This window comes from Paraburkholderia sp. Ac-20336 (assembly GCF_017105025.1).
In the GTDB taxonomy this organism is placed as follows: domain Bacteria; phylum Pseudomonadota; class Gammaproteobacteria; order Burkholderiales; family Burkholderiaceae; genus Paraburkholderia.
Window position 1 is genome coordinate 21,226 of the sequence record NZ_JAAGPS010000041.1, and the last position, 14,211, is coordinate 35,436.

Genomic DNA, 14,211 nt, shown 5'->3' on the forward strand with positions numbered 1-14,211 from the left:
GACCGCTCGCAAAGAGGCAACGGCATGCGCCGTTGCCTCTTTGTTTTTTTGGGTGATCCGCACCGAAGCGCACGGCATTCCGGTCACGCGATCGACCGGCCCATCACGCGCCGCCGATTCCAGCCGAGCCACACCGCCAGCAAAGCGATGAAGACGAAAACGCCGGACACGTTCGCGAAGAGGCTCGCAACCGGCAGATTCATCGCCAGCAGCACGCCGCCGAGCACGGACCCGATGACCGACCCCAGCTTGCCGACGCCGATCGCCGAGCCGACCCCGGCCGAGCGCAGCAAGGTCGGATAAAGCATGCCCGCGACCGCATAGAGCGCGAACTGGCTGCCGATCACGCAGACACCGCTCGCGAACGACGCGGCATACAGCCAGACAGCCGGCATCGGCATGCCCAGCGATACGCACACCGGCAAACCGAGCAGCGCGAGCAGCAGGATCACGACAACGCCGTAGCGGTCCACGTAGCGGCTCAGCGCGAGCGCGCCAACCGTGCCGCCGACCGGAAACATCATCGCGGCCTTCGCCGCGTGAGCCGCCGGCAGCGCGCTCATGCTGAACAGGATCGGCAGCCAGTTCTGCAAAAACTGCAACGCTAGCGAATTCAGAATGAAAAGCGCCCACAGCAAAGGCGTCACGGAAACGAGGCCGTTGCCGAACAGCGCAAGCGGCGTCGCCCGGATACGCTGTTCGTCATGGACGAGGTAGCGCGCGTGCGGACCAGGGTCGGCGGCGCCCGAACCGTCCGAACCGAGACGGCGCACGATGCGGGCGATCTCCCGTGGGGCGCGTCCGTTGAGAATCAGAAAGCGGATGGACTCCGGCAACACGGCGAACGACACGACGGCCACTGCGACGGCCGCCACTCCGCCAAGCTCGAAAAGAACCGGCCAGCCGAAGCGCGGCAACAGCCAAGACGCGATCGCGCCGCCACCGCCGGCGCCAATCGAGAAGCCCGAAAACATCAGCGTGATCCATGTCGCGCGGCGCGCCTTGGGCGCGTATTCGGAAACCAGCGCAACGGTATTCGGCACCACGCCGCCCATGCCGATGCCGGCCAGAAAGCGCAGTACGGTCAATTGATCGAGCGAGGTCGCGAAGCTGCACGCAAAGGTCAGGATGCCAAACCACAGCGCGCCGTAGATGATCGTCAAACGTCGTCCGATGCGATCGCCCATGAAGCCGAGCAGTAACGAGCCCACCAGCACGCCGGCGAGACCGTAGCCGAAGACATGGCCGAATTCCGCGGGCTTGACGTGCCACGCGTGAATCAGCGTCGGCGCCGCATACGCTGCGGCAACCTGATCGTAGCCGTCGATCAGCACGATCAGAAAACACCATGCGATCAGGCGCAGCGCAAAGCCGCGCAATCTTTGCTGCTCGATGAGGGCCGAAACGTCGATAGCGCGCCCGGTCTGCGGGACCGTTCGTGAGAGGCCGTTCATCGCGAATCGCCGAGTGCCGAACGCATCTCCTTGACGCGCGCGTCCTCTTGCTTGTGCTCGTCGCCGAATCGCGCGCGATACAGCACCGCGAGCACGGCCGAGAAAATCGCCGCGACGAGGAACAGCCCGGACGCGGCGTAGAACATCCGCGCAATCGGCAGATGCATCGACAGCAGAATTCCGCCGATTACGGGCCCCGATACCGAGCCGATCTTGCCGACCGAAATCGCACTGCCGACGCCCGCCGAGCGGAACGACGTCGGGTAGATCATGCCGGCCACCGCATACAGGCCATATTGCGCGCCGACCACGCAGAAGCCGGTCGCAAACACGGCGAACATCAGCCACGCCTCGGACATGCCATGGCCGAGGAAGGCGACGACAGGACAGCCGATCGCCGGCAGGGAGATGATCGCGAGCACACCGTGACGGTCGACGAAACGGCACAGGATCAAGCCGCCGAGCACGCCGCCCACCGAGAACATCGTCGTGATGAGACCGGCGCTCTGCGGATTGATGCCGACGCCTTCCATCAGGATCGGCAGCCAGTTCTGCAGAAAATACAGCGCCATCGAATTGACGATGAAGACGATCCACAGGAGCGGCGTGATCGCACGCAGGCCGTCGGAGAAAATCAGCTTCAGCACGAAGCGCTTCTTTTCCTGCACTTCGCCGGGTACGAACAGCGCGTCGGCCGGCAGCGCAAGCTCGGGACGCAGGCGCGCAACGAGCTGGCGCACCGTTTCGATGCTGCGCCGGCGCACCACCAGCAGCTTGGCCGACTCCGGCAACATCACCGCCAGCAGCAGCGCGACCGCGAGCGAGCCGATACCGCCCACCACGAACATCACGGGCCAGCCATAGCGATGAATCAGCGCGGACGAAACGATGCCGCCCGACCCCGCGCCGATCGAAAAACCGGAGAACATCAAGGTCACCCAGGTGGCGCGCAATCTTTTGGGCGCGTATTCGGCGACCAGCGCGACCGAATTCGGCACCACCCCGCCCATGCCGAGCCCGGCAATGAAACGCAGCAGCATCAGGTCCTGCAACGAAGTCGCCCAGACGGACAGGAGCGTCAGCGCGCCGAAGAACAGGCTGCCCGACACGATGGCGCGCTTGCGGCCGAAGCGGTCGCCGAAATAGCCGAAGATGAACGAGCCGATCAGCGTGCCGAACAGCCCCGCGCCGAAGACCGCCCCGAAGCCGCCGCGCGCGACATGCCACTCCTTGACGATGGCCGGCGCGGCGAACGAGACCGCGGTCTGATCGTAGCCGTCCATCAGCATGATGAGGAAGCACCAGAACAGCAAGCCGATGGCGAAACGTCCTGTCTTCTGCTCTTCGATGAGTGTCGAGATGTTAAATGTACGGTCTGCTTGCATGTGCGTTCCAAAATGCCGGTCAGACGGCGGCGCTGCCGCGCGCCGCCCCTCTGTTCTTACTTCCCGTCGACGCCATCGCCGGGAGCCTCAATATACGGCCCGCGAGCGGGCGGCAGAATCAAAAAATCCCGATGATCCCATCGAAATAGCTGAAGAACGTTGCACCGCGCGGCCTGCCCGCCAGATGGCCGGCGCGCGCGACGCGTCAAAACATCTGATTGATACCGATGCGCCCAACCGTCTGCGCACTCGAACTCGACGTCTGGTAACCGAACTGCTGCGCGTGGGCATTCGGGCCCGACGCGCGCTGCACGCCGACGCCCGCGTAAATCTGCGTGCGCTTGGACAGGTAGTGCGTGAGAAACAGGTTGTACTGGTTGTACGTGAGCCCGTCGAACATCGAGCGGTTATACGAAATGCCGAGGATGTAGAAGCGCTTGCCGCCGCTCAGGTCGATGTTGACGCCGGCCTGGTAGTTGCGCTCCGAGATCGAGCCCTGCGAGTTTTCGAGCTTCACGTCGGTGAAAGTAAGGTGCGGCACGAAGTAGCCCACCGCAACGGAGCCGCCGAGCGCAATCGTGCTGTAACGATCGGCGTTGAACAGCGTGCCCGGCTTGAGCGTCTGCCCGAGCACCGAGGTCACGCCGAAGATACCGTTCAGATCGGCGGTGCGGTCGTGCGACATCGAATACGCCGCGCCCAGTTTCACCGCGCCGTTTTCGTAATGCGCGCCGATGCTGTACTGACGCCCGTCGCTGAAATTCGGCTGATTGCCGAAGCTGTTCATCACGCCGGCCTGGAAGCCGCGGTAATTGATCGTTTCGTAGCTGACGGAATTGTCGAGCGCCCGCGTGTTCGCGAGCCCGTCCAGATTGCCGACCGTATAGAACGACGAGATGCCCGGCACCGAGTTGTTCAGCGCGCCCACGTACTGGTACACGTAGTCGGGAATGTGCCCGAGGCTCAGCGAGCCGAAGCGGTCGTTGCTGATGCCGACGTACGCGTCGCGGTTGAAGAAGCTCGTCGGATTGATCTGCGCGCCGGTGTTGGTCAGAAAACCCGATTCGAGCCGCGCAAACACCGTGTTGCCGCCGCCGATGTCTTCCTTGATCAGGAACCCGAAGCGGTCCGGCGTGCGCTTGCCCGCCGACTGCTGATACAGATGCGACCCGTGCGAATTCGAAACGAAATCGACACCCACATCGACGCTGCCGTACAGCGTCACCGATGATTGCGCGAACGCCGGACACCCCAGCACGAACGCACAGCTACCCAACAACAAGCTCGTCGTTTTCAAAAAATGTCTCCAATGTCTTTCTTATCGCCGACCGCCTGTTTGCGGACCGATCCCCACCTGGCCTGCGCGCGGGCCCGTTCGCCGCGCGCCTGGCTGCCTTTAAGCTGCCTTGAGTTACCTTTACGCCAGAGGTTGCCGAGAGTGTAGCCAATGGATTCTGGCTTTTGAATCGTGAATTCTTTATCAATCCATCGAACAAAACGAATAAAGTCTTTAACGATCGGTAAAAACACCAGGAGAGCGCGATTAATCAATGCGCGCGCTTCTATTAGATGAAACCCGGTGCTAACATCCGCCGCGTCGAGATTATGGATTGGCGTTCGGGAGACTCCTATGAATGGGAAAGGCATGCCGCCGCGGCGCATGGTGGTCGGAATCAGCGGCGCCTCGGGCGTCATCTACGGCGTGCGGCTGCTGCAGCTTTTGCGCAAGCTCGAAATCGAAACCCACCTCGTGATGAGCCGCTCGGCGCAGGTCACGCTGGCCCACGAATCGGACTACAACGTCGCCGACATCCGCGCGATGGCAAGCGTTTGCCACTCGAACACCGACATCGGCGCGTCGATTTCGAGCGGCTCGTTTCCGGTGCTGGGCATGATCGTCGCGCCCTGCTCCATCAAGACCCTCGCGGAAATCAGCACCGGCATGACGAGCGGCCTGCTCGCGCGCGCCGCCGACGTCACGCTGAAGGAGCGCCGCCGTCTCGTGCTGATGGTGCGCGAAACGCCGCTGCATCTGGGCCATCTGCGCAGCATGACGGCCGTCACGGAAGCGGGCGCGATCGTCTATCCGCCCGTGCCCGCGTTCTACGCGAACCCCGAGTCGCTGACCGACATGGTCGACCACACGCTCGGCCGCGTGCTCGACCTGTTCGGGCTCGACAGCGCGACGGTGCATCGCTGGGGCATGTAAGCGCGCGGCCGGCTTATCGCCGGCTGTGCGCGAATTATCAAAATTCAGTGATGATTCATTCGGATTAATTTGCTTCTTTCGCGCGATTCGCTGGATTAAAGTAATTCCCGATTTCAGCGGATTTACCACTGACAAATATTATCGATTGCCTGATAGGCAATTTCGATAAGAATCGCCCATTACGAAAAGGTCGAATCGTCGAATGAAGATAGTTATTGCAGGCGCCGGTATCGGCGGATTGACGGCCGCCGCCGCGTTATTGAAAAAGGGTTTCGACGTCACGGTGTTCGAGCAGGCCCAGGAACTCAAGGAGATCGGCGCCGGCGTGCAGCTGAGTCCGAATGCCACGCGCGTGCTGTATCAGCTCGGCGTGGGCGATGCGCTCGACGGGCTCGCGTGCGAACCGCTCGGCAAGCGCGTGCGTCTGTGGAACACCGGCCAGAGCTGGCGTCTGTTCGATCTCGGTACTCAATCGCGGGCACTCTACGGCTATCCGTACTTCACGCTGCATCGCGCCGACCTGCACCAGAAGCTCGCCGATGCGGTCCGCGCGCTCAAGCCCGACGCGATCCGCCTCAATCACAAGGTGGAAAGCTTCTCGCAACAGGACGGCAAGGTGCGCGTGCAGGCCGTCGGCGGCGAAACCTGCGAAGGCGATCTGCTGGTCGGCGCGGACGGCGTGCATTCGCGCGTGCGGCGCGCGCTGTTCGGTCCCGACGAACCGGTCTTCTCCGGCGTGATGGCATGGCGCGGCGTGATCGACGCGAGCAAGCTGCCCGAGCATCTGCGCGAGCCGTACGGCGCGAACTGGGTCGGCCCGGGCGCGCACGTCATCCACTATCCGCTGCGCGGCAACAACCTGATCAATTTCGTCGGCGCCGTCGAGAAGTCGGGCTGGCAGGTCGAATCGTGGTCGGAGCGCGGCACGCTCGAAGAATGTCTCGGCGACTTCGCGGGCTGGCACGACGACGTGCGCACGCTGATCTCCGCGATCGACATTCCGTACAAGTGGGCACTGATGGTGCGCGAGCCGATGCCGCGCTGGAGCCTCGGCCACGCGACGCTGCTCGGCGATGCCTGCCACCCTACGCTGCCGTTTCTCGCGCAGGGCGCCTGCATGGCGATCGAGGACGGTTATCTGCTCGCGCGCTGCCTCGAACGCCATGCGCGCGACGTGCCCGCGGCGCTGCAACGCTACGAGGCGCTGCGGCTCGAACGCACCGCGAAAGTCGTGCGCGGGTCGGCGGCCAATGCGACGCGCTTTCACAATCCGCAGCTCGCGCACGCGGAAGGCGCGGCCGCGTATGTGGACCGCGAATGGAGCGAGGAGCGCGTGAAGGAGCGCTACAACTGGCTGTTCGAATACAACGTCGACACGCTCGAAGTTTGATCCGCACGGGCGCCGCCTCCGACGCGGCCCCGTACGACCCCGCCCAACAAGGAGACACCGTGTCCATCGCCCCTACTCGCCCGGCGCCCGTGCTCGGCCTGCATCACTTCGCCTGGCGCTGCCGCGACGCCGAGGAAACGCGTCACTTCTACGAAGACCTCCTCGGCCTGCCGCTCGTCCATGTGATCCGGCTCGACCACGTGCCGAGCACGGGCGAATACTGCCCTTACGTGCACCTGTTCTTCGAAATGGCCGATGGCTCGAACATCGCCTTCTTCGATCTCGGCGACGCCACGGCCGCGCTGCCGTCGCCGAACACGCCCGCGTGGGTCAATCACATCGCCCTGCGGCTCGGCGCGCCCGAACAGCTCGAAGCGATGAAGGCGCGCCTGCTCGAGCACGGCATCGACGTGCTCGGCGTGACCGACCATCACTTCGTTCGCTCGATCTACTTTTTCGATCCGAACGGCTTGCGTGTCGAACTGACGGTGCCCGTCGCGCCCGCCGAGGAACTGGCAGGCTATAGAATGCGGGCCCGGCCGGCGCTCGACGCCTGGACCGCTGAAAAGAACCAGGCCGTTCCGGAGACACGCGGCGCATGAGCACGCTCAATTTCACGCATGATCCGGCGCGGCGCAGCTGGATCGAATCGGCGAATGCCGCCGACACCGATTTCCCGATCCAGAATCTGCCGTTCGGCACGTTCGAGCGCGACGGTGAACAGCGCACCGGCGTCGCGATCGGCGATCGTGTCGTCGATCTGCGCGCACTGCAGCGTATGGCGCTGCTCGACGGCGACGCGGCGCTTGCCTGCGCATCCGCCAGCGAGGCGACGCTCAACGCATTGATGGCGCTCGACGCCCGCCATGCGAGCGCCCTGCGCGGCGCATTGTCGAACCTGCTGAAACACGACGCGCCCGCGCGTGCGCGGCTCGAAGCGTCGCTCGATGCGGTACTGCCGCGCATGAGCGAGGTGACGCCGGCGCTGCCTTGCACGATCGGCGACTACACGGACTTTCTGACCTCCCTGCATCACACCGAGCGCCACGGCCGCTACAAGGGCCTCGCCGTGCCGTTGCCGCCCGCCTTCAAGTCGCTGCCGATCGCCTATCACGGCCGCGCTTCGTCGCTGCGCGCGAGCGGCGGCGAGGTGCGGCGGCCCCACGGCCAGTATCGCGACGCGCACGGCAACGTGTGCTTCGGGCCCGCGCCGATGCTCGACTTCGAACTCGAACTGGCCGCCGTGATCGGACGCGGCAACGCACTGACGCAACCCATTCCGGTCGACGAGGCACGCGCGCATATTTTCGGCTACTGCCTGCTCAACGACTGGTCGGCCAAGAGCATTCAATGGTTCGAGCAGGTGCTCGGACCGTTCCTCGGCAAGAGTTTTCATTCGAGCGTGTCGCCGTGGATCGTCACCGAGGAAGCGCTCGCGCCGTTTCGCAAGGCCCCGCCTCGGCGCGCGGCCGACGACCCCGCGATCCTGCCGCATCTTCACGGCGCACACGACCAGCAGCACGGCGGCCTGCATCTCGAACTGTTCGCGCATCTGTCGACGGCGGCCATGCGCCGCGAGCGCATCGCGCCGGCGCGCATCACGCAGACTCACCTCGACAATCTGTACTGGACGTTCGCGCAGATGGTCGCGCATCACACGAGCAACGGCTGCAATCTGCGCACGGGCGACCTGCTCGGCAGCGGCACGATTTCAGGCGCGAGCGATGCCGCGCGCGCCTGCCTGACCGAACTGAGCGAAGCGGGCAAGCAGCCCATCGCGCTGCCGGGCGGCGAATCGCGCATCGAACTCGAAGACGGCGACGAGATCGTGCTGAGCGCGCGCGCGAGCGCACCGGGCGCCGTATCGATCGGCTTCGGCGAATGCCGCGGACGCATCGCGCCGGCCTTGCCCTACCCTCAACCGGCAGACGCCGCCGCGCACGGAGCGCACTGAATCATGACGACGCTCAACGGTTTCACGCAATTCGGCGACGGTCCGCATAAAGTCATCGTGCTGAACGGCTGGTTCGGCAGCTCGGTCGACTGGCACGCGCTCACGCCGGCACTCGATCCCGAGCGCTTCGGCTACGCGTTCTTCGACTATCGCGGCTACGGGCTGTCGCGCGAGATCGACGGTGCCTTTAGCTTCGACGAAGTCGCCGGCGACGTGCTCGCGCTCGCCGATCATCTCGGCTGGCCGCGCTTCAGCCTGATCGGCCATTCGATGGGCGGCATGGCGATGCAGCGCGTCCTGCTCGCCGCGCCGGAACGCATCGTGAAGATGGCCGGCGTATCGGCGGTGCCCGCGTGCGGCTCGCGCATGGACGACACGCGTCTCGCGATGTTTTCCGCCGCCGTCGACGACATCGCGAAGCGCGCGGGCATCATCCACTTTTCGACGGGCAGCCGGCACGCGGCGCGCTGGAGCGCCAATCTCGCCCAGCAATCGCAACGCGAGTCGCGGCGCGAAGCGTTCGCCGCCTATCTGCCGCACTGGGCCACCGGCGACTTCGCCGCGCAGGTCGAGGGCAACCCGACGCCCGTGAAGCTGTTCGTCGGCGAACACGATCCGGCCATCACCGTGGACCTGATGACGCGCACGTGGCTGAAGTGGTATCCCAACGCCACGTTGGAAAGCTTGCCCAATGCGGGACACTATGCGATGTACGAAGTGCCGGTGGCACTCGCCACCGCACTGGAGAACTGGCTCGCCGAGCCCTAACGAACGAACCAACGAACCAACGGACCGCCCATGCGGCAGTCAGGCATGCCCGTACGGACGCAGCGACGAACTGACGGACCAACGAACGACGGGCATGCCGCAGGAGACACTATGTACGACACCACCTATCTGCGCGCGACCTCGCTGGCCGAGGCGGTCGGCTGGCTGCGCGAGCATGACGAAGCGCGGCCGCTATCGGGCGGCATGACCCTGATTCCCACGCTCAAGCAGCGCCTCGCGGCACCGTCGCATCTGATCGATCTCACGCGGATCGACGCGCTGCGCGGCATCGAGGTGCGCGGCGACGTCCTGCGCATCGGCGCGCTGACCAAGCATGCCGAAGTGGCGGGTTCGAACATCGTGCGCGAGGCGATTCCGGCGCTCGCTCATCTGGCGAGCCTGATCGCCGATCCGCAGGTGCGCAACCGCGGCACGATGGGCGGCTCGGTCGCCAACAACGATCCCGCCGCTGACTACCCCGCCGCCGTGCTCGGTCTGAACGCGCACGTCGTCACCTCGTCGCAGCGGCGCATTCCCGCCGACGCGTTTTTCATCGACACGTTCGAGACCGCGCTCGCCGCCGACGAACTGATCGTCGCGATCGAGCTGGCGATTCCGCGCCGGGCCGCCTATGCGAAGTACCGGCATCCGGCGTCCGGCTACGCGGTGGCCGGCGTGTTCATCGCGCAGTACGACGACGCGGTGCGCGTCGCCGTGACCGGCGCGGGCGCCTCGGTGTTCCGCTGGTTCGACGCCGAGACCGCGTTGCAGCAGAACCTGGCGCCCGCGGCGCTCGAACCGCTGTCTGTCGAGCGCGACACGCTGCCCGACGACGACAACGCGTCCGCGCCGTATCGCGCGCATCTGATCGAAACTTATACCCGCCGCGCACTGCAGGCGCTGCTCGCGTCGTAACGGCGCGCGCTCATCGAGGAGACAAGGATGGAATTCACCGGATCGCAAACCATCGCGGCATCGCGCGAACAGGTATGGCAAGGACTCAACGACGCAGCCGTGTTGCAGGAATGCGTGCCTGGATGCGAGTCGTTCGAGGCCGATAGCGAAGACCAGTACAAGGCGGTCGTGGTGGCATCGGTCGGGCCCGTGAAGGCGCGCTTCAAGGGCACGCTCGAACTGTCGGAGCGCGACGCGCCGAACGGCTACCGGATCGTCGGCCAGGGCGAAGGCGGCATCGCGGGCTTCGGCAAGATGACCGCCACCGTGACGCTCGCCGATGCCGAGGACGGCACGCTTCTGACCTACGTGGCCGAAGCGCAGGTCGGCGGCAAGCTGGCCCAGATCGGCTCGCGCCTCGTCACCTCGGTGGCAAACAAGCTCGCCGCCGAATTCTTCAAGCGTTTCAACGCGACGATGAGCGCGGCCAGCCAGAACGCCGGCCAATGAGCGCTCCTCAAGCACAGGAAACACAGGTGAACCATGGTTGAAGTCCAATTGCAGGTCAACGGCGCGGACGTCCGGCAGGAGGTGCCCGACAACACGTTGCTGGTCGAATTCCTGCGCGAGCACTTGCGCCTGACCGGCACGCACGTCGGTTGCGATACGAGCCAGTGCGGCGCGTGCACGGTCCATCTCGACGGTCATGCGGTCAAGTCCTGCACCGTGCTCGCCGCGCAGGCGAGCGGCGGGCAGGTCGTCACGGTGGAAGGTCTCAATGCGCAGTGCGGCGGCAAGCTGCACCCGGTGCAGAATGCCTTCGTTCAATGCCACGGCCTGCAATGCGGCTTCTGCACGCCGGGCATGATCATGGCGAGCGCGTTCTATCTGCGCGAGGAACCGGCGCTCGACCAGGCGAGCATCAGCCACGCGCTGGAAGGCAATATCTGCCGTTGCACCGGTTACGTGAACATCATCGAGGCGGTTCGTCACGCGGCGCGCGAGATGTACCCCGATGCGCCGTTCGCGCGCACGGAGGCACACCCGTCATGATCGGCAAACCGATACCTCGCGTCGAAGACCAGCGCTTCGTCACCGGCAACGGGCAGTACACCGACGATATCCACGTCGACGGACAGCTGCACGCGGCGTTTCTGCGCTCGCCGCACGCGCACGCGGTGCTGCGTTCGATCGACACCAGCGCGGCGAGCGAAGCGCCCGGCGTGATCGCGGTGCTGGTCGGCCAGCAGTATCTCGACGACGGCTTCCAGGGCATCGACCACGTGCCGAATCCCGTCGATGCGGTCGACGCGACGAAGAAGGCTTTCCTTACCTCGCTGACGGGCTCCATCTTCAACCAGCTTCATCTGCCGCTGCCGGTCGATCGCGTGCGCTACGTCGGCGAGGCGATCGCCCTGGTGATCGCGCAAACGCCGCAGCAGGCGCGCAACGCATCGGAGCTGATCGAGGTCGATTACGACCCGCTCGACGCCGTCATCAACGGCCACGACGCGCTGCGGCCCGAGGCGCCGCAACTGTGGGACGGGGCCCCCGGCAACCTCTGCTTCCAGACGCAGATCGGCGAGCGCAACGCGGCCCGCGAGATCATCGCGCGGGCCGATCACGTGGTGCAGCGCGAGTTCCATCACAGCCGGCTCGTCAATTGCCAGATGGAGCCGCGCAGCGCAATCGGCGCTTACGACGCGGCCACGGATGCCTACACGCTGATCTCCGGCAGCCAGGGCGCCGTGCGCCAGCAACTGTGCCTCGCCGCCGCGCTGAAGGTGCCCACCGCGCGCCTGCGCGTGGTGTGTCCCGATACCGGCGGCGGCTTCGGGCCGCGCTCGTTCGTCTACGTCGAGCAGTTGGCCGTGCTATGGGCCGCGCGCCGCATCGGACAGCCGGTCAAATGGACCAGCGATCGCAGCGAAGCCTTCCTCGCCGATTACCAGGGACGCGATGCGATCATCCGCTCGACGATCGGCTTTTCGAAAGACGGCCGCATACTCGCCATCGACAACGAATGGATCGGCAACGTCGGCGCGCACACGGTCTCCTATGTGCCGATGTCGAACGGCACGCGCATCATGACGACCGTCTACGACGTGCCGGTCGCCGCCGTGCACGTGAGCGCGGTGCTGAGCAACACGGTGCCGACGGCGCCGTATCGCGGCGCGGGACGCCCCGAGGCGACGCACGTGATCGAGCGCATGCTCGATCTCGCCGCCGCCGAACTGCGCATCGACCGCGCGGAAATCCGCCGCCGCAATCTCGTGCCGCACGACAAGCTGCCCTATCGCAGTCCGATGGGTCTCACGTACGACAGCGGCGACTTCGCGCGCAACATGGCGCGCGCCCTGACGCTCGCGCAATGGGACAGCTTCGAGGCGCGCCGCGCGCAGTCGCGCGCGAACGGACGGCTGCGCGGCATCGGGCTTGCCAATTACATCGAGTCGCCGGTCGGCGCGCCGCGCGAGCGCATCGAGCTGACCGTGCGCACGGATGGCAGCGTCGATATCGTGTCGGGCACGCAATCGACGGGCCAGGGCCACGAGACCACCTTTGCGCAGGTGATCGCGCATCATCTCGGCGTACCGATGGAAGCCGTCAAGCTGCGCACCGGCGACACCGCGTTCGTGAGCGTCGGCGGCGGCAGCCACTCCGACCGCACGATGCGGCTAGGCGGCATGCTGCTCGTCGATACCGCGCAGCAGATCATCGCCATCGGCAAGCAGGTGGCCGCAACGCTGCTCGACGCGGACGCCGCCGGCATCGCCTTCGCCGACGCCCACTTCACGGCGCCATCCGGCGGCAAACGGGCGAGTCTCGCCGACATCGCCCGGCACGTCGCGCAGCACGGACTGCCCGGCGACCCGTCGCTCAGAAAGCTGTACGCCTGCGCGGAGGTCAACACGCGCGTGCCCGCGCATCCGACCGGCGCGGCCGTCTGCGAACTCGAGGTGGACCCCGACACCGGCATCGTGCAACTCGTCAACTACACCTCGGTCGACGACGTCGGCCAGCCGATCAACCCGCTGATCGTCGAGGGCCAGGTGCACGGCGGTCTCGCGCAGGGCATCGGCCAGGCGCTGTCCGAAGGCTTCTACGTGGACCGCGAGACGGGACAGGTACTGACCGGCTCGTACATGGACTACGGCATGCCGCGTGCCGGCGTGATCCCGCCGCTCAACGTCGAACTGACGGAAGACCCGACCCACGGCAATCCGCTGCGTGTCAAAGGCGGCGGAGAAAGCGGCATCACGCCGGCCACGGCGACGATCTTCAACGCGCTGGCCGACGCGCTCAGCGAGCACGGCAGCGACGAACTCGCGATGCCGGCCACGCCGAAGGTCATCTGGGAATACATTCATCGCGCACAAGGAGGCGCTCATGTCGACTGAATCCATCGCTATTCGCCGTGAAGGGGCGCTGCTCGAAGTGGTGCTCGACAGGCCCGGGAACGGCAACCTGATCGACCAGGCGATGAGCGAGGCGATCATCGCCGCCGTCACCACGCTCGACGACGAGACGAAGCTCGTGCGCATCGTCAGCAGCGGCAAGGACTTCTGCAAGGGACGCCAGTCGCCGATGCCGCCCGCCGGCGCGAAGCCGTCGGCGGAAACCTTGCGCCGCGTGGTCGCGGCTCCGCCGCTCGCGCTCTACGACGCGCTGAAGGCCGTGCGCGTGCCGGTCGTGGCCGTCGTGCGCGGCGAGGCGATCGGCGTGGGCTGCGCGCTCGCGGGGGTCTGCGACGTCGCGCTCGCCGCCGACGACGCGGTCTTCCAGATTCCCGAAATGGAACGCGACATTCCGCCGACGCTCGTGATGTCGGCGCTGATCGGCCGCGTGCCCGTCAAGACGGTGGCGCACATGGTGTTGAGCCGCGCGCGGCTCTCCGCGCAGGAAGCACTGACGGCGGGGCTCGTGAGCCGCGTCGTCGCGGCCGCCGCGCTCGACGCCGAAGCCACCGCGCTGACCGAAACGCTGCTCGGCTGCAGCGCGGTCACGCTGCGCGCCGTCAAGCAGTTCCTGCAGCTCGCGCCGGACATGTCCGACGCGGGTTCGAGCGGCTTTGCCGCCCACCTGGCGGCCACCGCGCTGTCGGCACGCTTCTGAGCGCTGCCGATCGCTGCCGATCTCCACGCGCCCTCTCGCGC

The 14,211-nt window shown here is 65.9% G+C and carries 14 protein-coding genes; 10 read left to right on the plus strand and 4 right to left on the minus strand.

The features are described 5' to 3' along the window. Nucleotides 1-83: 83 nt before the first annotated feature. The 4 genes from GXB81_RS14570 to GXB81_RS14585 form a co-directional block, all read right to left on the minus strand. Nucleotides 84-1,454: an MFS transporter gene (locus GXB81_RS14570; RefSeq protein ID WP_205989549.1), complete on the minus strand. Its 1,371-nt coding sequence runs from the start codon at nt 1,452-1,454 to the stop codon at nt 84-86. Continuing rightward, nucleotides 1,451-2,839 carry an MFS transporter gene (locus GXB81_RS14575; RefSeq protein ID WP_167040381.1) on the minus strand — a complete coding sequence of 463 codons (1,389 nt, stop codon included), beginning with the start codon at nt 2,837-2,839 and terminating at the stop codon, nt 1,451-1,453. The genes GXB81_RS14570 and GXB81_RS14575 overlap by 4 nt, the downstream gene beginning before the upstream one ends. Nucleotides 2,840-3,044: 205 nt before the next feature. Further along, nucleotides 3,045-4,136 carry a porin gene (locus tag GXB81_RS14580; protein WP_167040383.1) on the minus strand — a complete coding sequence of 364 codons (1,092 nt, stop codon included), beginning with the start codon at nt 4,134-4,136 and terminating at the stop codon, nt 3,045-3,047. Then, nucleotides 4,133-4,390, minus strand: a complete 258-nt coding sequence (locus tag GXB81_RS14585) for a hypothetical protein (RefSeq protein WP_205989551.1) — start codon at nt 4,388-4,390, stop codon at nt 4,133-4,135. Before GXB81_RS14585 ends, GXB81_RS14580 begins: the two co-directional genes overlap by 4 nt. A 79-nt stretch (nt 4,391-4,469) precedes the next feature. Between GXB81_RS14585 and GXB81_RS14590 the strand changes: the two genes are divergently transcribed. The 10 genes from GXB81_RS14590 (at nt 4,470) to GXB81_RS14635 (ending at nt 14,170) form a co-directional block, all read left to right on the plus strand. Then, nucleotides 4,470-5,048, plus strand: coding sequence for a UbiX family flavin prenyltransferase (locus tag GXB81_RS14590; protein ID WP_167040387.1), 579 nt, complete (start codon nt 4,470-4,472; stop codon nt 5,046-5,048). 202 nt (nt 5,049-5,250) lie between these two features. Continuing rightward, nucleotides 5,251-6,438, plus strand: coding sequence for an FAD-dependent monooxygenase (locus tag GXB81_RS14595; protein ID WP_167040389.1), 1,188 nt, complete (start codon nt 5,251-5,253; stop codon nt 6,436-6,438). A 65-nt stretch (nt 6,439-6,503) separates the two neighbouring features. Further along, nucleotides 6,504-7,040, plus strand: coding sequence for a VOC family protein (locus GXB81_RS14600; protein ID WP_167040482.1), 537 nt, complete (start codon nt 6,504-6,506; stop codon nt 7,038-7,040). Then, on the plus strand, nt 7,037-8,392 hold the full coding sequence (gene fahA, locus GXB81_RS14605) for a fumarylacetoacetase (protein ID WP_205989552.1): 1,356 nt from the start codon (nt 7,037-7,039) through the stop codon (nt 8,390-8,392). Before GXB81_RS14600 ends, fahA begins: the two co-directional genes overlap by 4 nt. A 3-nt stretch (nt 8,393-8,395) precedes the next feature. After that, the gene (locus GXB81_RS14610) at nt 8,396-9,160 is read left to right on the plus strand and encodes an alpha/beta hydrolase (protein WP_205989554.1); all 765 of its coding nucleotides are present in this window, start codon (nt 8,396-8,398) and stop codon (nt 9,158-9,160) included. A gap of 111 nt (nt 9,161-9,271) precedes the next feature. Then, entirely contained in the window at nt 9,272-10,075 is an 804-nt protein-coding gene (locus GXB81_RS14615) for a xanthine dehydrogenase family protein subunit M (RefSeq protein WP_205989556.1), read from the plus strand. 27 nt (nt 10,076-10,102) lie between these two features. Then, nucleotides 10,103-10,564, plus strand: a complete 462-nt coding sequence (locus tag GXB81_RS14620) for a carbon monoxide dehydrogenase subunit G (protein ID WP_167040397.1) — start codon at nt 10,103-10,105, stop codon at nt 10,562-10,564. Nucleotides 10,565-10,597: 33 nt separating this feature from the next. After that, nucleotides 10,598-11,107 carry a (2Fe-2S)-binding protein gene (locus GXB81_RS14625; RefSeq protein ID WP_205989558.1) on the plus strand — a complete coding sequence of 170 codons (510 nt, stop codon included), beginning with the start codon at nt 10,598-10,600 and terminating at the stop codon, nt 11,105-11,107. Continuing rightward, nucleotides 11,104-13,455: a xanthine dehydrogenase family protein molybdopterin-binding subunit gene (locus tag GXB81_RS14630; RefSeq protein ID WP_205989560.1), complete on the plus strand. Its 2,352-nt coding sequence runs from the start codon at nt 11,104-11,106 to the stop codon at nt 13,453-13,455. The genes GXB81_RS14625 and GXB81_RS14630 overlap by 4 nt, the downstream gene beginning before the upstream one ends. Next, complete coding sequence (locus GXB81_RS14635; RefSeq protein ID WP_205989562.1) at nt 13,445-14,170, plus strand: enoyl-CoA hydratase/isomerase family protein; 726 nt, start codon at nt 13,445-13,447, stop codon at nt 14,168-14,170. The genes GXB81_RS14630 and GXB81_RS14635 overlap by 11 nt, the downstream gene beginning before the upstream one ends. Nucleotides 14,171-14,211 lie beyond the last annotated feature (41 nt).